Source organism: Selenomonas sp. oral taxon 920 (assembly GCF_001717585.1).
Lineage (GTDB): Bacteria > Bacillota > Negativicutes > Selenomonadales > Selenomonadaceae > Centipeda.
Window position 1 is genome coordinate 1,907,801 of sequence record NZ_CP017042.1, and the last position, 19,035, is coordinate 1,926,835.

Genomic DNA, 19,035 nt, shown 5'->3' on the forward strand with positions numbered 1-19,035 from the left:
TCACCTTCACAAGACTATACTAAACCGCAGGTCTCAGCTTCGCCGCAAGCTGCTCCTCGAGCGCATGGAAGAACTCCTCCTGCCCCTTCTGGAACGTCACTTCGACCGAAATAACATACATCGGGATGCGCCACTTCGCGCGTACAACATCCGCCGGCACCTTCACCGCATCCTTCTCCGTGATGACGATCGCCTCGACTCCAAGCGTCTCCGCGCGGTACAGCACCTCCGCCATATCGCGTTCACCGTAGTCGTGGTGATCGGGGTAACGCATGCTCTCGACCATCTCAACCCCGAGATCGGCAAGCGTCTGCTCAAACGAGGCGGGGTTTCCGATCGCGGAGACAGCGAGTACCTTTTTGCCCTCCATCTCAGTGGCGGGAACGCCGCCCGCAGCGATGTCCTCGTACCAGTCGGAGAGCCGCACGAACTGGCGCGGCTGATGAATACTCTCGATGATGAGCCCGTCCTGGTTGTAGCTGCGGAACGTCTCCCAGATATGCTGAATCGCCCCCGGTGCCGCCTGATCGACCTTTGTCATAAGGCAGACATCCGCGCGGTCGATATGTGAGAGCGGCTCACGCAGTGTGCCGCGCGGCAGGAGATAGCCATTGCCGAACACGTTCACCGCGTCCACGAGGAGAATATCCATATCACGCGCGAGCTGCCAGTGCTGATAGCCGTCGTCGAGGATCGCCACCTCTGCGCCGAAGTGCTCGATCGCATAGCGCCCCGTCACGGCGCGCTGCGGACCAATGAGCACGGGCACATCCGGCAGATGCTTTGCAAGCATGAACGCCTCGTCTCCCGCCGTCTCCGCATCCATCTTCAGTGTATGCCCGTCGGAGACAATGCCAACCTCACCGCGCCACTTCGCGCGGTAGCCTCGGTTGAGAATTGCGACACGATAGCCCATCTCGTGAATCGCGCGTGCAAGGTGTTGTGCTGTCGGTGTCTTGCCCGTACCGCCGACTGTGACATTGCCAAGGCTGATGACAAAGCAGGGCAGCTGCTCCTTTTTCGCCCAGCCGAGGCGATACATCGTCAGCTTCAGATTGACGAGCTGCTCGTAGATGAGAGAGAAGGCATAGAACACCCCCATGATAAGCCTGCGCGAAACGCCGCGTACGTCCTTGTCATGGACGAGATCAATGAAGTATGTCTGGAAGTTCGCGACCTTCTGCGTCGCGCGCACCCGATGGGCACTGATGCGCTCCTGCGCACGAAGGGCACGCCGTGCCTCGTACGCCGCAAGCATATCCACAAGAATCTGCGCAGACTTCGCAGATGCGCCCTTGTTTTCATTGATGATGGCAAGCGTCTCACGCTCGAGGCGTTCTCGCTCGGCAGCATCCCCAAAGAGGCGCAGCGTCTCGCGCGTCAGTTCCTCCCCGTTCGTGACCGTCACAACGGCACTGCGGTTGCGGAAGAGTGCGTGGATGTCCTTGAAATTGAACATCTGGTTGCCGACGATGATCGCCTTGCCGTGCGCCGCGGGTTCAAGGATGTTGTGCCCGCCGTGCGGAATCAGGCTGCCGCCGATGTAGATCACATCACCAAGTCCGTAGACGCGCCCGAGCTCGCCGACCGTGTCGAGAATGACGATGTCCTCGCCGCCCTCGGCTCCCTTTTGCAGGTTCTTGCGGGTATTGACGGTAAAGCCCGCCTTGTGACAGAGGTGCTCGACTTCGATCGTACGCAGTACCTCACGCGGTGCAATGATCAGCCGCACATTCGGCTCACGCTCGCGCACGGCGGCAAACGCCGCGAGTACCAGCTCCTCCTCGCCGCGATGGGTTGAGCCCGCGATCATGATATGACTCGCCCCCGTGAGCCCAAGCTCCTGAATGAGCGCCGCCCGCTCTTCGGGGCTGACGCTCGTATACGCCTGATCAAACTTCGTGTTGCCCGTGACCGTGACGAGCTCGCGCGGTGCGCCGAGACGCATGATATAGTCAGCGTCAATGCTCGACTGCATAGCAAAGCATTTCACCGTTCCGATCATCTCGCGCAGCATCCCGAGCAGGTATTTGTACTGCTTGACACTGCGGTCACTGATGCGCCCGTTGACCATCATGACGGGCACGTCAAGCTGCTTTGCCTTCTTCAGGAAGTTCGGCCAGAGTTCCGTCTCCACGGGCAGGAACACGCGCGGACGGATGCGTCCCACGACGCGTGAGGCAAGAAAGGGCAGGTCGAGCGGAAAGTAGATGATCGCGTCCGCATCCTTGATGATGCGGTGTGCCATCTCGTAGCCGCCTGTCGTGACAACCGAAACGAGGATGGGGCTGTCCGGGAACATTTTTCGGAACTCGCGCACGAGAGGGCTCGTCGCCACGATCTCGCCGACGGATGCCGCGTGTACCCAGATCGCATTTTTGCCCGCGACCTTGTCAATCGTGTCCTGCGGGTAGAATCCAAAGCTCTGCTTGATGCGTTCCACAAAGCCGCGCTCGCGTGTCGCGCGCAGCATGAAGATCGGTATGATGATGGTGACGATGAGGATTGCCGCTAAGTTATACAGAAATCTCATAATCACTCTCCCCGAAACTGAATGTCATAGAGATGCTGATAGAGCCCGCCCTTTGCCAGGAGCTCCTCGTGCGCCCCCTGCTCCACGATGCGGCCGCCGTCGATCACGTAGATGCGGTCAGCGTTAAATACCGTCGAGAGACGATGTGCAATGACAAAGCTCGTGCGTCCGACCATGAGATTGTCGAGCGCCGCCTGCACGATCTTCTCACTCTCCGTATCGAGCGCAGAGGTCGCCTCGTCAAGGATGAGAATGCGCGGATCTTTGAGGATCGCACGCGCAATCGCAATGCGCTGCCGCTGCCCGCCCGAGATGCTGACGCCGCGCTCACCGATCTGCGTATCATAGCCGTGCTCGAGCTCCATGATGAAGTTATGTGCGTTCGCCGCACGCGCCGCCTCTTCGATCTCCGCATCCGTCGCATCGAGTCGCCCATAGCGGATATTCTCGCGGATGGTCGTGGAGAACAGCATCGTCTCCTGCGGCACAAGGCCAATCTGCCCGCGCAGAGATGCAAGCGTCACGTCGCGGATGTCATGTCCGTCAACGGTGATCGTACCGCTGTCCACCTCATAGAAACGCGGAATGAGGTTTGCGATCGTGGATTTTCCCGCACCCGAGGGGCCGACAAAGGCAATCATCTCGCCCGGTGCCGCCTCGAGCGAGATGCCATCGAGCGCACGCCGCCCCTCCTTATAGGAGAACGTCACATTCTCGAACCGCACGCGCCCTTCTACGGGCGGAAGTACCTGTGCGTCCGCTTTGTCCGTAATGCTCTCCTCAAGATCGACCACGCTGAATACACGGTCGACCGCCGCCATCGCCTTTTGCAGGTTTCCGTAGATGCGCGAGAGCCGCTTGACGGGATTTGCGAGGTTTACAGCGTACGTGAGGAACGCGACGAACGCACCCGCCGTGATGTCGCCGTTGACAACCTCATAGCCGCCGAACCAGACAATGAACGTGACGGCGATCGCCGCAAGGAATTCGACCGTCGGCGTGAGCATGCTCGTCTGCTGCACATTCTTCATCACGGCGTCGAAATTGCGCTGATTGCTGCGGACGAAACGGTCGATCTCATAGTCCTCGCGCACAAAGGATTTCACGACCCGCGTTGCGGAAAAGCTCTCCTGCAGGAGCGCCGTAATCTCGGCAAGACGCTCCTGAATGACATTGCTCGACTTCTTGATCTTGCGCCCGAAGATCTTCATCGCCTGTCCGACCATCGGAATGACGACGAGCGTCAGGAGAGAGAGTTTCCAATCGAGGTAGAACATGAGGACGAGCGAGCCGATGAGGATACATCCCTCCGTTACGAGATCGATAAGGTTGTCCACGAGCGCGGACTGGATCGCGGCAACGTCGTTTGTGACGAAGCTCATGATCTCACCCGTCTGGTGACGATCATAGTATGCGAGCGGCATCCGCTGGAACTTTCGGAACATGACCTCGCGCACGTCGATGATGACCTTCTGCCCGATGTAGGAGACGAGATAGGACTGCCCAAAGTAAAAAATCCCGCGCAGGAAAAAGATGACGACGATGCCGATGCAGATGGCGTTCAGAAGCGCCATATTCTTATCGGCAAGCACGTCGTCGATCATGTCCTTGATGATCCACGGGACATAGAGGTTCGCCCCTGAGGCGAGAATGATGCACACGATCGCAAGAGCAAACTTGTTCACGTACGGCCGCATATAGGCGAGCAGTCTCGTATAATTTTTCATAGTTCTCCTAGTGGAAAATGTATTATGCGTGCTTCCCCAGCGCGAGAATCTTCTCTGCGACGCGGCGGGCGGCGTGCGGCTCTCCGAGGAGTGCGACGGCACGCGCAAGGTGTTCCGTCACGTAGTCACGCTCCGTGCCGTCTGCGATGATCCGCTCCATGGCCTCGGCAATGCGTGCGGGCTGCACGGCATCCTGCAGCAGCTCCGTCTCAAACGTCTCTCCGACAAGGATGTTCGGCAGAGAAAAGCGCGGTACGTCGACAAGCAGCCGCCCGACAAGGTAGGAGAGCGCGGACATACGGTAGAGAACAACGGCAGGCAGCCCCATGATTGCCGCCTCCATGATGACCGTCCCCGATGCTGCGATTGCCGCGCGTGCAATGCCCATGAGTGCATAGCGTGCATCGTGCGTGAGCGTGACCTCCACAGAGGAGTTCTCAAGATGTTTCTTGATCTGCGCGACATCCACGCCGCCCGCCACGGGCAGGAAAAATCGTCGCGCAGAGTCGCACGCTGCCAAGATCTCTGCCGCACCAAGCATGGGCGGGAGCAGCCGCTCGATCTCCTCGCGGCGGCTGCCGGGCATCAGAAGGATTGGTACATCCTCCGTACGAATGCCAAAGTGGCTTCGTACCTCCTCCGCCCCCATCTCCGCATGTACCGTATCGACGAGTGGATTGCCGACAAAGGAGATGTTCGCTCCCACGTTCTCATAGGGCGGAAGTTCGTGCGGGAAGATCGCAACGATCTCATCCGCGAGCGCGGCGCAGGACTTTGCGCGTCCCTTGCGCCACGCCCATGCAGAGGGCGGAATATAAGAAAAAACGGGGATCCCCCGCTCTTTCGCCCGCGCTGCGAGCCGCCAATTAAAATCCGGATAGTCGATGATGACGAGCACATCCGGACGCTCCTCCTCCATGAGCCGTGTAAGATCGTCAAGGAGGGCAAAGATCCGCCTAAGGTTCATGAGAACTGCCGAGATCCCCATGATGTTGTAGTTCACATAGTTCTGACGGAGGACGACACCCGCCGCCTCCATCTCTGCGCCGCCGAAACCGATCAGCGAAACAGAGGGGTCGAGCACACGCAGTTCACGCGCAAGCGCTGCCCCGTGAAGGTCGCCCGAGGTCTCCCCCGCCGAAAGCATGATTTTCAAGTGGGCAAGACCTCCTTATATTCATTGCATCGCCGCAATCGTGATGCCGTTTGCCTCAGCGAGTGCCACCGCACGCTCCCTGTCGATGAAAAGCGTCTTGTCCGCCTCGATGACGAGTGCAGATGCCTTTGCCGCGACGAGCGACTCGATCGTATCCAGTCCGACCGCCGGCACATCGAAACGACTGTCCTGCTGTGGCTTTGCCGCCTTTGCGACGACCGCACCGCCGCCCGCGAGCTGACCGCCGCGGCGAATGCACGCATCCGTCCCCTCGATCGCCTCGAGTGCCATCACCGCGCGGTTCTTCACCACGGCGGTCTGTCCCACATCGAGCCGTCCGATCTCGCGCGCCATCTGCAGACCATACTCCATATCCGCACGCTCGGCATCGCTCGGGGCACGACTTGTCAGCACGCCCGCCGACGGCATCAGCGGCTTGATGAGTGCCGTCTGGTCGAGCGGTGTCACGCCGACCTTCATGAGAGCACCGACGAACATCATCATAATCGTATCGTCGTTCTGGTTCGGCAGCTGCATGAGCATACTGCGCAGCATCTCATCGGGCTGAATTGCCCCCGTAAAGAGCAGCTCCTTCGTCACCTTGCCGATCATCGTGACCTTGCCGATGCCCTCCTGCTGAAGATAGGCAAGAATCGCACCAATCGAGCCGATGCTGATCTCACGGTAGACCGACGCCGCATCCTTCAGCTCCGGATCGCAGTCCGGCAGCAGGGCAATCGCGTGCACCTCGTAACCGAGCGCACGTGCTGCGCGTGCACATGCGGCGGGCAGATGCCCAACACCCGCGAGCAGACCCAGTTTTTCCATGCTTTATCCCTCACTCATCCTCATGACGTTCGCGGCAGATTCCACGCTCCGCATTGCGGAGGAAGCGCAGGAGATGATCGACCTCCTCGCAGGAGTCCACCTCCTGCTCGATGACTGCAATCGCCTGTGTGAGATTCAGCCCCGAACGATAGAGAATCTTGTATGCCTGTTTGATGCGGCGGCGCACGTCAATCGGAATGCCTGCACGCGAGATGCCGACGCTGTTCAGCCCCACGGCACGCGCTGGATGTCCGTCCACCATTGTAAACGGCACAACATCCTGCACGAGCTTCGATGTTCCGCCGATCATCGCATTGCGGCCGATCTTGACAAACTGGTGTACACCCGCCATGCCGCCGATCACGACGCCGTCCTCAACGATCGCGTGCCCCGCGAGCATCGCTGCATTGCTCATGATGATGCGGTTGCCAAGCACACAGTTGTGTGCGATATGCGTATACGCCATCAGCAGACAGTCGTCGCCGATGCGTGTCTCCTCGCCCTCGCCCGTCGCGCGGTGCACCGTCGCGCACTCGCGGATCGTCGTACGGTCGCCGATGAACGTATAGCTCTTCTCGCCCTTGAACTTCAGATCCTGCGGCACCTCGCCGATCGACGCGCCTTGGAAGATATGGCAGTCGCGGCCGATCTGCGTCCACTCCTTGATCACGACGTGCGGACCAATCTTCGTCCCCTCGCCGATCTGGACATGATCCGAGATGACCGCATAGGGGCCGATCTCCACGTTCTTCGCGATGCGCGCCGTCGGCGCAACCACCGCCGTCTCATGGATGTAGGCAAGTACCTTGCTGCTGCCTGTCATCTATTTCAACTCCTTCAGCCCCAAACGAATTTGGGGCAGACATATTCCACTCTCTGTTAATATCCGGCAGGAACGCTTTTCTTTCACCTCTGAAAATCAGCCGTTATCGCCGAATAATCCTCTTTTTCGGTGGATTATGTCCGGTTTTCCTACATTTTTCACTATATTTAGAGATCGTTTCCGTCTTTCAGTGCGAATTTAAAATCCGCCGAAGCGACGAGTTCATCTTCGACATACGCATCCGCGTGCAGCACGCCGAACACGCTGCGCACGCGCACGAGCTCCGCCTTTGTCACAACGACATCACCGGGTACAACGGGACGCTTGAACTTCACGTTCTCCATTCCGCCAAAGAGCGCAAGTTTGCCGCGGTGCTCCTCGGGGTAGAGCATTGTCACGCCGCCCACCTGTGCCATGCCCTCGAGGAGCAGGACGCCGGGCATGATCGGATGCCCCGGGAAATGTCCGAGGAAGAACGGCTCGTTCATCGTCACGCACTTGATGCCTGTCGCCGATTTGAACGGCACCAGATCTATAATCCGATCAACAAGCAGCATCGGCGGGCGATGCGGCAGAATCTGCTGAATCTCATTGATGTCCAAAGTCATGCTAGTCCCTCTCCTCTGCAATCCGTTTTGCGAGTGCCGTGTTGAGCGCGTGCCCCGACGCAACCGCAATGATATGGCCGCGAATGATCCCCGCGAGCCGCAGATCCCCGAGCACATCGAGAATCTTGTGCCGTACGAGCTCATTCGGGAAGTTGAGCGGATTCATCCACCCTTCATCGTTATAGACAATCACCGTTTCAAGTGAGCCGCCGAGACCGAGACCGTTTGCCTGCAGCGCCGCGATTTCCTTCTCGTAGGCGATCGTCCGTGCGGGCGCAATCTCCTTTTCATATGTCTCGGGTGTGACCTCGATATCGTAATACTGCACGCCGATCAGCGGATGATCGTTCAGTGAGGTGAACGAGACACGCAGTCCGTCATAGGGGATTGCCATGACAAAGTGACTGCCGTTGTCCACACGGTAGACACGGTCAATCACCGTCTCATGCCGCTCCGCATCCTGCTCTGCCGTTCCCGCCTGCGCAATCAGGCGGAAGAACGTACGTGCACTGCCGTCCACTACGGGCGGTTCCTCCGCATCGAGCGTCACGAGGCAGTTGTCAATCCCATGCACATGGAGCGCACTCATCAGATGCTCGATCGTGAAGAATTTCAGCGTGCCCGCACCGATCGTCGTCGCACGGAGCGTTGCCGTCACATTTGCCGCCGTTGCGGCAACGGGCTTTTCGGCGGGCATATCGGAACGCGCAAATACGATCCCCGTCCCCGGTGCCGCCGGGGCGAGTTCCATATGTACCGGCTTCCCCGCGTGCAGCCCAATGCCGTCGTAGATCACACGCGATGCCAGCGTTCTCTCTCTTTGCAAGTCATATCCTCCTCGGACTCTGACATATTCGAATTCTTTTACATGATACTAAAATTTTTTCCATCTTGCAAGAAAAAACAAAGGAAACGTGATTTGACACGGCGCACAGCATCTGCTATTATATCAGATAAGCACACATGCTTCCATTATCGGGGATGTAATGGTCTCGACGGGGATGGATGGTATGTGGACAGCGAGCCGGGGGGTCATCAACCCGTTAGTAAGGTGAACCTTTTATTTAAACATAAAAGCAAACGAAGACTACGCTCTGGCGGCTTAAGCCAGCCCCTTTCCGTCTGCCTCCCGCACGGATGGATAAAGGGGAAAGACGCGGGATACCTGCGAGCCATCGCACGATAACTCGCACGGGAACTCTGTCGTGATCGGTACGTCGCAGCCTGTCTGCGGGCGGCGGCATACTTAAAGCAGAGCACAGACTGCGCTCGGAGAAATCCATGTAGCATTATCTTCGGACAGGAGTTCGATTCTCCTCATCTCCACCAACTCGATTTGTAAAGCCGCCCATACGGGCGGCTTTTTGTTGTGCATACAAAAAGAGCACCACCGAATTTCTTCGCGGGCGCTCTGCTCATTACAGATTATTCTTCAACTTCTCCAGATCGGGGAAGAGTTCGCCGATGGAGTCGGAGAGACCCTCGCTCGGTTCGAGGATTTCGAGGACGGGACGCATGGTCTCGCGAAACCGTGCGTCATCCTGCATGAGTGTGAGAACTGCGCTCGTGTTGAGCGCGTCGGCGAGTGCGGAGTGCTGACTCCCCTCGAATCTGCGTCCCATCGCACCGAGCGCGTGCTTCAAGGCAAGGCTGTTGTGCAGCCCCAAGCGATCATCGAATGCCTGCTGCAGGTCGACCCAGCGCGTATCGAGCCAGTTCACATCGAAGTCGGGCAGCTTCAGCCGGCATTCCTTGCGCAGCTGCTTGATATCGGACATGCTCCACGAGTAGATCTTCGTCTCTGATTCGCCGATCCAGTTGACGAATGAATGAAAGCGCTCGGCAAATACGGGATGTCCCGCAACCTTCTCCTGGGTGATGCCCGTGAGCTCGGTGATGTGCTTCTTCACCATCCCGTACTCAGGGCAGACGTAGCACTGGAACTCATCCTCCTGTTCAAAGTTCTCGTTGAGTCGAACGGCGCCGATCTCGATGATCTCCCCGTTGAGTTTTCTGCGGATTTCCCTGTGTTCCTTCGCGACAGGGTTCATCTCCAAGTCTACAACGATGTGTTTCATGAGCAATCCTTACTTTCGAAAAAATCTGCCGCAAATGACGCACGGCAGACGGTGTTGCGGTATTCTATGACGCCGCCATATGGGCGCGCGTTTTCTGTTAAAAATATCATAGCATAAAGTTTTCAGAAAATCAATGTCTAGGTATTTCGTCCCGGGGTTTTTGTTTCATTTTCTAAAAAACGTGGTAGAATACAGGTAAGATTTGCTGATGGAAAGAGGTGCTGCCATGACTTGGAAACTGGTTCTCGCCCTGCTCACGTGCAACGTACTCTTCATGTCGGCAAGCTATACGATGATCATTCCATTCCTGCCGATGTATCTGACCATCGAACTCGGCGTGGACGATGCCGCAGTCAATCTCTGGGCGGGGCTGGCGTTCTCCGTGACCTTCCTCATCTCGGCGGTGATGGCGCCGATCTGGGGGCGCATTGCTGACCGCAAAGGAAAGCGTCTCATGGCGATGCGCGCGAGTCTTCTCATCTCGATCAGCTATCTGCTCGGCGGTATTGTCACCTCGCCCGAACAGCTCATCGTCGTACGCGTCTTTCAGGGTTTTGCCTCGGGGCTATGGCCGATGGATCTCGCCATCATGACGCTCTATGCGCCGCGCGAACGGCTCGGTTTCTCGCTCGGCATCATGCAGGGCACTCTCACGGCAGGCGGAGTTGTAGGGCCTCTGCTCGGCGGCGTGCTCGCGGAGGCGTTCGGCATGCGTGCGAGTTTCTACATCGGCGGTCTGGCGCTCTTCATCAACTTTCTTGCCTTTACGTTTATCATCAAAGAACCGCCGATGCCGAAAAATACCGTGCCGCTTACGGCAGAGGAAAAAAATCCGACGCACCTCTGGCACATCCCGATCCTGCGCACGATGATGATTGTGAGCACGCTCGCACAAATGGTGCTCTATATCCTCATGCCCGTCATCACGACCTACATCAAGGCACTTGCGGGCTCCATGGACAACATCGTCTTTGTCGCAGGTGCGGTATTCTCTCTCAGCGGGATCGCGGGGGCAATTGCCGCACCGCTCTGGGGCATCTACGGCACGCGGCGCACCTACTTCAACTCCATGTTCCTCGCCATGCTGTTCGGAGGAATCATGTTCACCCTGCAGGGCATTCCCGATACGCTCATGCCGTTCGCCGTCATGCAGTTCGGCGTTGGGCTCTTTATCGCAGGGATTCAGCCCTCGCTGAACGCAATCATTGCCCAGCATACCCCCCCGCAGCTCAAAGGAAGCGTCTTTGGGCTTCTCTTTTCCGCACAGCAAATTGGCGGCGCAACGGGACCGCTCCTCGGCGGCATCGTCGCAACCTACCTCGGCATGCACTATCTTTTCCCGACGGCAGGCGCGATCCTCCTCCTGCTCGCACTGTTTGTCCGGTGGAGATATATCATGAAAAGGCACGCAGCGACGGAGTAATTTTATGCATACGAAAAGGGAATGCCCGCGCGGGCATTCCCTTTTCATATGCATACTTTACAAATGGGCAAGCACGGCATCGGTCATTTCGGTTGTGCCGACCTTCGTACAGCCGCTTCCCTCGATGTAGATGTCAGCCGTGCGCTTGCCGTCCGCAAGTGCCGCATCCACCGCAGCCTCGACAGCGTCCGCCGCAGCTTCTTCGCGCAGAGCGTAGCGCAGGAGCATCGCCGCCGAGAGAATCGTCCCGAGCGGGTTTGCGATGCCCTGCCCTGCGATGTCAGGCGCACTGCCGTGGATCGGCTCAAAGAGGCTCGTTCCCGTACCGATGGATGCAGACGGCATCAGGCCAATCGAGCCGCCGATCACCGCCGCCTCATCCGAGAGGATATCGCCGAAGAGGTTGCCCGTCACGATCACATCGAACTGCGTCGGACGCACGGCAAGCTGCATGGCGCAGTTGTCCACATAGAGATGGTCGAGGACGACATCGCCGTACTCCGGTGCAAGTGTCGTCACCGTGCGTCGCCAGAGCCGCGAGGTCGCGAGCACGTTCGCCTTGTCCACGGACGTGACCTTGCCGCGGCGCAGACGTGCCGTCTCGAACGCGAGACGTGCGATGCGCTCCACCTCGGGCACGGAGTAGTTCTCCATGTCCCACGCACGCTCTGCACCATCCACCTGCTCGGACTCGCATTTCTCTCCGAAGTAGATGCCGCCGATCAGCTCGCGCACGATGACGAGATCGACACCGCGTACGAGTTCCGGCTTCAGCGGCGAGTGCTCGATAAGTGCATCCGCGACCTTCACGGGGCGCAGATTTGCATAGAGGCCAAGCCCCTTGCGCAGTCCCAGAATCGCACGCTCGGGGCGCAGGGCAGGCTCCACACTGTCCCACTTCGTCCCGCCGACCGCACCGAAGAGTACGCCGTCCGATGCCTTGCAGACCGCGAGTGTGTCCTCAGGCAGCGGCGTGCCGAATTTATCGTATGCCGTACCGCCCGCGTCGCGCGTCTCGTACGTCAGCCCGAGTGAGAATTTCGCATCGACCGCCTGCAGCACGCGCACGGCTTCCGTTGTGATCTCCTGCCCAATGCCGTCGCCGGGGACGACTGCAATCTTATACGCCATGACGGAAGCCCCCATTCTCACGAATATAGTTCAGCAGACCGCCCGCACGCGCGATGTCCTGCACGAATCCCGGCAGGGGATGCGCGTGGAACGTGTCGCCCGTCGTCAGATTTTCGATCGCACCCGTCGCCGTGTCCACGCGCAGACGGTCGCCCGCACTGATCTTCTCCACCGCGTCGCCGATCTCAAGGAGCGGCAGACCGATATTGATGCCGTTGCGGTAGAAGATGCGCGCAAAGCTCGCCGCGATCACGACAGGCACGCCCGACGCCGCAATCGCAATCGGTGCGTGCTCACGCGAAGAGCCGCAGCCGAAATTGCGTCCGCCGACCATGATGTCGCCCTCTGCCACGTTCCCGGCGAACGTCGTGTCGATGTCCTCCATGCAGTGCGCCGCGAGCGCTTTCGGTTCGAACGTGTTGAGATAACGCGCGGGAATGATAACGTCCGTGTCGATGTTGTCGCCGTAGCGCCAGACCTTTCCCTCGAACATCATGCCACCTCCTCAGGGGCTGCAATCCGCCCCAGTATCGCACTCGCCGCCGCAACGTGCGGACCTGCGAGATAGACCTCGCTGTCGACGTGTCCCATGCGTCCGCGGAAATTGCGGTTCGTCGTCGAAACGCAGCGCTCACCAGCCGCGAGAATGCCCATGTAGCCGCCGAGACACGGCCCGCAGGTCGGTGTGGAGATCGCCGCACCCGCCTCCATGAAGATCTCGAGGTAGCCGCGCCGCATCGACTCCTGATAGACCCACGGCGAACCGGGAATGACAATGCAGCGCACGCGCTCATGCACCGTATGCCCCTTGAGGATCTTCGCCGCGATCTCCATGTCCTCGAGCCGTCCGTTCGTACACGAGCCGATCACCACCTGATCAATCACAATCGGCTCTGCGATATCCATGACGCGTTTCGTGTTCTCCGGCAGATGCGGGAACGAGACAACGGGGCGCAGCTCGCTGAGGTTGATCTCCACCGTGCGTGCGTACTGCGCGTCGGGGTCCGGGTTCACGGGCTCAAACACGCCCGTCATGCGCCCCTCGACGTATTCCTTGCACACATCATCGTACGGGAAAATGCCGTTCTTCGCGCCCGCCTCGATTGCCATATTGGCAATCGTCAAACGGTCGGTCATCGTGAGATCCGCCACGCCCTCGCCCGTGAACTCAAGGCTCTGATAGAGCGCGCCGTCCACGCCGATCATGCCGATCAGCGTGAGGATCACATCCTTGCCGCTGATGTCGGCAGGCTTCTTTCCCGTCAAATGCACATTGATCGCCTCAGGCACCTTGAACCACGCCTCACCCGTCGCCATGCCGACCGCCAGATCAGTCGTGCCGACACCCGTCGAGAAGCCGTTCACCGCGCCGTAGGTGCAGGTGTGCGAGTCCGCGCCGATCGTCAGCATGCCGGGGCCGACAATGCCCTTCTCGGGGAGAATAACGTGTTCGATGCCGACACGCCCCTGTTCATAGTAGTGCAGGATGTCATGTTTGCGTGCAAAGTCACGCATGATCTTCGCCAGCTCCGAGGACTTGATGTCCTTTGCCGGCTGGAAATGGTCGGGGATCAGCGCGATCTTCGTCCGGTCGAAGACGGGGCGGCCCGTCTTTTCAAACTCCTTGATCGACGGGGGCCCCGTCACATCGTTTGCGAGCACCATGTCGAGCCTGCAGGTGACGAGCTGCCCCGCCTCAACATGATCCAGCCCCGCATGGCGTGCGAGAATCTTCTCGCTCATATTCATGCCCATATTGCCCTCCTAAAATCCTCCGAGATGGCAGGCTTTCCCATCTCCGAAGTCTTTGAAAAAAGAAGTCTCTCCGCGTGGAAAGACTTCTTTTTCATATAGAATAGAGAATCAGCGATTTCTTAGAATTCGAGTTCTTTCTTGTCACGCAGCCACGGCATCATATTGCGCAGCTGTGCGCCAACCTGCTCGATCTGATGCTCCTTGTGGAGACGGCGCTGTGCGAGGAAGTTCGCACGGCCGGCGGCACGGTTCTCGAGCAGCCAGTTGCGGGCGAAGGTGCCGTCCTGGATCTCTTTGAGAACCTTCTTCATCTCTTTCTTCGTCTCCTCCGTGATGATGCGCGGTCCGATCATGTAGTCACCGTACTCCGCCGTGTCGGAACAGGACTGGCGCATCTTCGTCATGCCGCCCTCGTAGCAGAGATCGACGATGAGCTTCATCTCATGGAAGCACTCGAAGTACGCCATCTCAGGCGGATAACCGGCCTCGACGAGCACCTCGAAGCCCGTCTGCATGAGCTGGCAGACACCGCCCATGAGCACGCACTGCTCACCGAAGAGATCCTCCTCCGTCTCGTCGCGGAACGTCGTCTGGAGCACGCCGGAGCGCGTCGAACCAACGCCGCGCGCATAGGCGAGCGCGATCTCAAAGCACTTGCCCGTCTCATCCTTCTCGACGGCAAAAACGGCCGGAACGCCCGAGCCCTCCGTGAACGTACGGCGGACGAGGTGACCGGGACCCTTCGGCGCAACCATGAACACATCGACACCCTCGGGCGGGACGATCTGCTTGAAGTGAATGTTGAAGCCGTGTGCGAATGCGAGTGCACTGCCCTTCTTCAGGTTCGGACCGATCTCTTCCTTATAGACATCCGCCTGCTTCTCATCGGGAATGAGCACCATCGTGATGTCTGCCTGCTTGACCGCCTCGGCAACCGTCGCGACCTTCAGCCCGTGCGCCTCTGCCTTTTCCTTGGACTTCGAGCCGGCATAGAGACCGACAACGACATTCACGCCGCTTTCCTTGAGGTTCAGCGCATGTGCATGCCCCTGACTGCCGTAGCCGATGATGGCAACCGTCTTGCCCTCAATCGCACTCCAGTTGACATCCTGATCATAGTAAGTTTTTGCCATAGTACTCCCGCTCCTCACAATGCTCATAAATTGTGTGTTCCCCTCGCTCGAGCGCAATGAGCCCCGTGCGGATAACCTCGACGATCCCATAGGGTTTGATTACCTTGAGGAACGCCGTCACCTTGTCATCGCTGCCCGTGATCTCAAAAATGATCGAGGCGGACTCCACATCGACGACGTGCGCACGGAACAGTTCCCCCATCTTCAGCACGTCCAGGCGATTGTCGTCGTCCGCCCGCACCTTGATGAATGTCATGCCGCGGCATGCCGCGTTCTTTTCATCCAACCGCTGAACCGCCCGCACGACGGGCATCTTTTCCAGCTGCTTGATCATTTGCTCGACGAGATTTCCATCTCCCTGCATCACAACCGTGATGCGTGAGAAATCCGGCGACTCCGTCACGCCGACAGACAGGCTGTCGATGTTGAACTCGCGCCGCGAAAACATACTCACGACGCGCACCAGAACCCCCGTCTGGTTCTCCACAAAGACGGACAGCACATGTTTCATATGAAAAAACTCCTCTCCGCCGCGCCGCAAGACTGCTCTGTATGGGAAAACTCCTTCATTATCGCCCACACATGAGTATTTGTCAATATGTTTTGGGCGATTCCTCATGTATACGCACGTGTGCGCCCCTAGACGCGCACCTCGAAATGCGGCTTCTCCTCTGTCTCCTTCGTCTGTGTGGGGGATCCTGCAGGAGGTTTCTGCGTGAGCGGCTGTGTCGTCGGCACAGGTTTCGGCACTGGCGGCGGGGATTGCGGCAGCTTCCTGCGCGGCAGGGCGGCGGTCTTCTGCGGTGCCGCTTGCGGTTCCTCCTGCGTCAGCCGTGCAAGTGCCTCGCCCGCCGTCAGCCCCGTGAACTCGGGCAGGAGCTCGCTGTGTGTATCGCGCGCACGCCGTGTACGTGCAGCCGCTGCAAGGAGCTCGTCATGTGTGCCGTCCTCCGCTGCGGTGTAGGACATCTTATGCCTGTGTGGTTCTGCCGCCGGGACCGCATTCTCCCTGTCATGCGCCAGAATGCGCTCCCCGAGCGACGTGTCTTCCGTCCCCGCCTCCACGGGCTTTTTCTGCGCGAACTTGCGGAAGAACACGATTCCAAGCACAAGCGCAGCAGCAATCATCCCCGCCCAGTAGAGCCCGCTCGTTGCCGTGTAGGACTGCGGTGCCTGCGGCGGCTTCTGCTCTGTATTCGCAAGCTGCTGCCGAAGCGCCGCGTTCTCCTGCGCCATATCGAGACCATTTGTGACATCCGCACCCGTCTGTCCCTCGGCCTTCGTCCCGTGATCCACCTTCGATGCGGAGGTGCTCACATGATCCCCCTTCGCCGCATCCGTACGCGCGCCGGCATTTGGGCGTTCTGCAGCATTCTTCTCCTTCGGTGTACCCGTTGTTGTCTTGGAGAGTGCGCCGTTTCCCTGCGCCACCGAGTCACGCGCCTGCTGCTCCGCCTGCGCATCACCCGTTGTATGCGTCTGATTTGCCTGTGCGTCACGCGCCGCATCGCCGAGCGTGATCTTCGGCGGTGTCGGGGGTGTCGGCGGTGTCGGCGGTGTAATCGCCATAGCAGGGCTCCTTTCTCATCAAATTGCTCTCTCTACTATAGCAGAAAAATCTCTTCGGCGAAACAGAAAAAGCGTCCCGCCGATCACAGGACGCTTTTATGATGTCGAAACGATTATTACGCCTTATACGCCCGAACGTTCAGACGGTCATGCGCCAAATCCTCGTCGATCTCCACGCGTGCAAATCCCGCGCCTGTGAGCAGTGCCTCAAGTTCCTCACCCGTATAGACAGACAGTCCATCAACGAGTTTCTGCCACTTTTCATGTGCGCCCGTCTTTCCGCTTGTTTCGTTCGTTATCATAAACACGCCGCCCGCTTTCAGCACACGATGAATTTCGGTAAAGCAGCGTGCAATCTCCGGCCAGAAATACACCGTTTCGAACGCCGTCACAACGTCAAACTGTTCATTCTCAAAGGGCAGCTCCAGTACATTCCCCTGCACGATCTCACAGCGTCCCGCATCAATCGCCGCACGATTCACCTCACGCGCCTTCGCTACGGAGACCGTTGAATAGTCCAGCCCCGTCACATGCCCCTCGTCCACCATCCGCAGGAACACGGCGACGTTCGCACCACCGCCGCAGCCGCAGTCAAGCACCTGCTCATTCCCTTGCAGGTCGAGATGCGAAAAGCCCCACGCCGCAATGCCCGCATGACCGCGATTCATCATGGCGATGACAAATTTCCCCATCTTCCCTTGAGGGTTTCCCATATTGCTGAAAAATTTACGAAGCAAGCCCATGCTGCTCCTCCTTTCTGCGAATGCCGCAGCACCAATACAAAAGTGCCCCGTGCAAAAATGCACGAGACACTGGATTTTACAACAAAGCCGCACGAAGCTCCTCACCGCTCCGCGCCGAGAGATAGACAGGGGCGATGTCGAGCACGGTCTTGCAGCCCTTCATCCCCTCGGACGCGAGACGGTATGCCGCACGCGCATAGGCAGCGAGGACGCACGCCGTGAACTCGGGGTTCGAATCGAGCTTCAGGCTGAACTCGATCACATGCTTGTGTTCGCCGCCCTTGCCCGTCGCACCGGAGCGGATGACGAACCCCGCATGGGGAAGCCCTGCGTGGTCACGCTGCAGCTCCTCCTCGCTGATGAAGTGCACCGTCGTGTCATAGTCCGAGAAGTAATTTGGCATCGTCACGATTGCCTTCTCCACGGCAGCCGCATCCGCCCCCGGCTCGAGTACGACGTAGCACTCGCGCGTATGCTTCTCACGCGTACTGAGCTGCGGATTCGCGCCGCTGCGCACAGCATCGAGCGCTGCCGGAACGGGCACGGTGTACTGCTTGGCATCCTTCACACCCGGGATGCGGCGAATCGCATCCGAGTGCCCCTGGCTGACGCCGCGTCCCCAGAATGTATAGTCTGCACCATTCGTGAGAACAGCGTTGCTGTAGACACGTGCGAGCGAGAACATCCCCGGATCCCAGCCGACCGAGATCACGCCGATGTGCCCCGCAGCCTTTGCCGCCGCATCCACCGCCGCAAAGTGCGCGGGGATCTTTGCGTGCGTGTCAAAGCTGTCGACCACGTTGAACAGCTTGGCAAACTCCGGCGTCTGCTCCGGCAGATCGGTGGCAGAACCACCGCAGAGAATCAGAACATCCACCTTGTCCTTCCACTCCGCCGCCTTCGATGCTGCAACAACCGGCACATTTGTGCGCGGCCGCACCGATGCAGGATCGCGCCGCGTAAACACGGCGACGAGCTTCATATCTGCATTTGCCTCGACGGCGTACTCCACGCCGCGTCCGAGATTACCATAGCCAAGAATACCAATACGAATCATAAAAACTCCTCCCGCCATCCCCCAGATGGCGTAAAACCTTTGGAGAAACGGCACGTGCCGTTCCTCAGTAATGCGGGTGTGCCTTCACATAGTCGACCGGCCGCGACCAGTCCACCTGTACCCCCGTTTCATTCCACAGGCGCGTGAGCGCAAGCTCAAAACTCTCCCGATCCGCGAGTGGGGTGACGGTCTCCTTCGTGAAGTCCATCAGTGTCTCATGCGGCACCTCGACCTCATGATCCTGCGCGAGAAAGGCCTCCGCCGCCGCGCGGCCCTTTTCATCCGCGAGATTCACCGTCGCCACGCGGGATGCCGCATCATAATCAATCCAGCCAAGAACGTCGCCATAGCTGATGGCGACACTGTATGTATCACTCACTCGTATCACCTCTTATATTCGTCAGTGATAAATTTCTTTTATCGCTGACCCCTTTGGATATATCCTGCCCCTGTGGGTGTTCCTTATTATAG

At 58.8% G+C, this 19,035-nt stretch carries 18 protein-coding genes and 1 other RNA gene; 2 read left to right on the forward strand and 17 right to left on the reverse strand.

The window, feature by feature from the left end; all coding sequences use genetic code 11:
• Nucleotides 1–19 precede the first annotated feature (19 nt).
• From lpxK to lpxC, 7 genes are all read right to left on the reverse strand, one after another.
• A complete protein-coding gene (lpxK, locus tag BCS37_RS09245) occupies nt 20–2,533 on the reverse strand; it encodes a tetraacyldisaccharide 4'-kinase (RefSeq protein ID WP_069181156.1) in 2,514 nt (837 codons plus the stop codon).
• 2 nt (nt 2,534–2,535) lie between these two features.
• Nucleotides 2,536–4,260, reverse strand: a complete 1,725-nt coding sequence (msbA, locus tag BCS37_RS09250; RefSeq protein WP_069181157.1) for a lipid A export permease/ATP-binding protein MsbA — start codon at nt 4,258–4,260, stop codon at nt 2,536–2,538.
• Between the two features lie 22 nt (nt 4,261–4,282).
• A complete protein-coding gene (lpxB, locus tag BCS37_RS09255; protein ID WP_069181158.1) occupies nt 4,283–5,416 on the reverse strand; it encodes a lipid-A-disaccharide synthase in 1,134 nt (377 codons plus the stop codon).
• 21 nt (nt 5,417–5,437) lie between these two features.
• Nucleotides 5,438–6,244, reverse strand: coding sequence for an LpxI family protein (locus BCS37_RS09260; RefSeq protein WP_069181159.1), 807 nt, complete (start codon nt 6,242–6,244; stop codon nt 5,438–5,440).
• Between the two features lie 10 nt (nt 6,245–6,254).
• The gene (gene lpxA / locus BCS37_RS09265; RefSeq protein ID WP_069181160.1) at nt 6,255–7,067 is read right to left on the reverse strand and encodes an acyl-ACP--UDP-N-acetylglucosamine O-acyltransferase; all 813 of its coding nucleotides are present in this window, start codon (nt 7,065–7,067) and stop codon (nt 6,255–6,257) included.
• A gap of 167 nt (nt 7,068–7,234) precedes the next feature.
• Nucleotides 7,235–7,675 (reverse strand): 3-hydroxyacyl-ACP dehydratase FabZ, encoded by a 441-nt coding sequence (gene fabZ, locus BCS37_RS09270; RefSeq protein ID WP_069181161.1) that lies wholly within the window; start codon nt 7,673–7,675, stop codon nt 7,235–7,237.
• A 1-nt stretch (nt 7,676) separates the two neighbouring features.
• Nucleotides 7,677–8,501, reverse strand: a complete 825-nt coding sequence (gene lpxC, locus BCS37_RS09275; RefSeq protein ID WP_069181162.1) for a UDP-3-O-acyl-N-acetylglucosamine deacetylase — start codon at nt 8,499–8,501, stop codon at nt 7,677–7,679.
• Nucleotides 8,502–8,652: 151 nt separating this feature from the next.
• Here lpxC and ssrA point away from each other — a divergent pair.
• Nucleotides 8,653–9,004: a transfer-messenger RNA gene (ssrA, locus tag BCS37_RS09280) on the forward strand.
• A gap of 89 nt (nt 9,005–9,093) precedes the next feature.
• On the opposite strand, the gene BCS37_RS09285 is transcribed toward ssrA, so the two are convergent.
• Entirely contained in the window at nt 9,094–9,753 is a 660-nt protein-coding gene (locus BCS37_RS09285; RefSeq protein WP_069181163.1) for a 3'-5' exonuclease, read from the reverse strand.
• A 226-nt stretch (nt 9,754–9,979) separates the two neighbouring features.
• Between BCS37_RS09285 and BCS37_RS09290 the strand changes: the two genes are divergently transcribed.
• The gene (locus BCS37_RS09290) at nt 9,980–11,176 is read left to right on the forward strand and encodes an MFS transporter (protein WP_069181164.1); all 1,197 of its coding nucleotides are present in this window, start codon (nt 9,980–9,982) and stop codon (nt 11,174–11,176) included.
• Nucleotides 11,177–11,233: 57 nt separating this feature from the next.
• Here BCS37_RS09290 and leuB read toward each other — a convergent pair whose 3' ends face one another.
• From leuB to BCS37_RS09335, 9 genes are all read right to left on the reverse strand, one after another.
• Nucleotides 11,234–12,307, reverse strand: a complete 1,074-nt coding sequence (leuB, locus tag BCS37_RS09295; RefSeq protein ID WP_069181165.1) for a 3-isopropylmalate dehydrogenase — start codon at nt 12,305–12,307, stop codon at nt 11,234–11,236.
• The gene (locus tag BCS37_RS09300) at nt 12,297–12,800 is read right to left on the reverse strand and encodes a 3-isopropylmalate dehydratase small subunit (protein ID WP_069181166.1); all 504 of its coding nucleotides are present in this window, start codon (nt 12,798–12,800) and stop codon (nt 12,297–12,299) included. Before BCS37_RS09300 ends, leuB begins: the two co-directional genes overlap by 11 nt.
• On the reverse strand, nt 12,800–14,062 hold the full coding sequence (leuC, locus tag BCS37_RS09305) for a 3-isopropylmalate dehydratase large subunit (RefSeq protein WP_069181167.1): 1,263 nt from the start codon (nt 14,060–14,062) through the stop codon (nt 12,800–12,802). The genes BCS37_RS09300 and leuC overlap by 1 nt, the downstream gene beginning before the upstream one ends.
• A 119-nt stretch (nt 14,063–14,181) precedes the next feature.
• Nucleotides 14,182–15,195 carry a ketol-acid reductoisomerase gene (gene ilvC / locus BCS37_RS09310; protein ID WP_069181168.1) on the reverse strand — a complete coding sequence of 338 codons (1,014 nt, stop codon included), beginning with the start codon at nt 15,193–15,195 and terminating at the stop codon, nt 14,182–14,184.
• A complete protein-coding gene (ilvN, locus tag BCS37_RS09315) occupies nt 15,176–15,706 on the reverse strand; it encodes an acetolactate synthase small subunit (RefSeq protein ID WP_069181169.1) in 531 nt (176 codons plus the stop codon). The genes ilvC and ilvN overlap by 20 nt, the downstream gene beginning before the upstream one ends.
• Nucleotides 15,707–15,834: 128 nt before the next feature.
• Nucleotides 15,835–16,764 (reverse strand): hypothetical protein, encoded by a 930-nt coding sequence (locus BCS37_RS09320; RefSeq protein ID WP_069181170.1) that lies wholly within the window; start codon nt 16,762–16,764, stop codon nt 15,835–15,837.
• 116 nt (nt 16,765–16,880) lie between these two features.
• Nucleotides 16,881–17,507: a class I SAM-dependent methyltransferase gene (locus tag BCS37_RS09325; protein WP_069181171.1), complete on the reverse strand. Its 627-nt coding sequence runs from the start codon at nt 17,505–17,507 to the stop codon at nt 16,881–16,883.
• Between the two features lie 76 nt (nt 17,508–17,583).
• Nucleotides 17,584–18,564, reverse strand: coding sequence for a diaminopimelate dehydrogenase (locus tag BCS37_RS09330; protein WP_069181172.1), 981 nt, complete (start codon nt 18,562–18,564; stop codon nt 17,584–17,586).
• Between the two features lie 64 nt (nt 18,565–18,628).
• Complete coding sequence (locus BCS37_RS09335; RefSeq protein WP_069181173.1) at nt 18,629–18,943, reverse strand: hypothetical protein; 315 nt, start codon at nt 18,941–18,943, stop codon at nt 18,629–18,631.
• Nucleotides 18,944–19,035: the final 92 nt, after the last annotated feature.

Coding starts and splice junctions, on each gene's coding strand:
- lpxK (WP_069181156.1), bottom strand. CDS start 2,533: ATGAGATTTCTGTATAACTTAGCGGCAATCCTCATCGTCACCATCATC.
- msbA (WP_069181157.1), bottom strand. CDS start 4,260: ATGAAAAATTATACGAGACTGCTCGCCTATATGCGGCCGTACGTGAAC.
- BCS37_RS09260 (WP_069181159.1), bottom strand. CDS start 6,244: ATGGAAAAACTGGGTCTGCTCGCGGGTGTTGGGCATCTGCCCGCCGCA.
- lpxA (WP_069181160.1), bottom strand. CDS start 7,067: ATGACAGGCAGCAGCAAGGTACTTGCCTACATCCATGAGACGGCGGTG.
- fabZ (WP_069181161.1), bottom strand. CDS start 7,675: ATGACTTTGGACATCAATGAGATTCAGCAGATTCTGCCGCATCGCCCG.
- BCS37_RS09285 (WP_069181163.1), bottom strand. CDS start 9,753: ATGAAACACATCGTTGTAGACTTGGAGATGAACCCTGTCGCGAAGGAA.
- BCS37_RS09290 (WP_069181164.1), top strand. CDS start 9,980: ATGACTTGGAAACTGGTTCTCGCCCTGCTCACGTGCAACGTACTCTTC.
- leuB (WP_069181165.1), bottom strand. CDS start 12,307: ATGGCGTATAAGATTGCAGTCGTCCCCGGCGACGGCATTGGGCAGGAG.
- BCS37_RS09300 (WP_069181166.1), bottom strand. CDS start 12,800: ATGTTCGAGGGAAAGGTCTGGCGCTACGGCGACAACATCGACACGGAC.
- leuC (WP_069181167.1), bottom strand. CDS start 14,062: ATGGGCATGAATATGAGCGAGAAGATTCTCGCACGCCATGCGGGGCTG.
- ilvC (WP_069181168.1), bottom strand. CDS start 15,195: ATGGCAAAAACTTACTATGATCAGGATGTCAACTGGAGTGCGATTGAG.
- ilvN (WP_069181169.1), bottom strand. CDS start 15,706: ATGAAACATGTGCTGTCCGTCTTTGTGGAGAACCAGACGGGGGTTCTG.
- BCS37_RS09320 (WP_069181170.1), bottom strand. CDS start 16,764: ATGGCGATTACACCGCCGACACCGCCGACACCCCCGACACCGCCGAAG.
- BCS37_RS09325 (WP_069181171.1), bottom strand. CDS start 17,507: ATGGGCTTGCTTCGTAAATTTTTCAGCAATATGGGAAACCCTCAAGGG.
- BCS37_RS09330 (WP_069181172.1), bottom strand. CDS start 18,564: ATGATTCGTATTGGTATTCTTGGCTATGGTAATCTCGGACGCGGCGTG.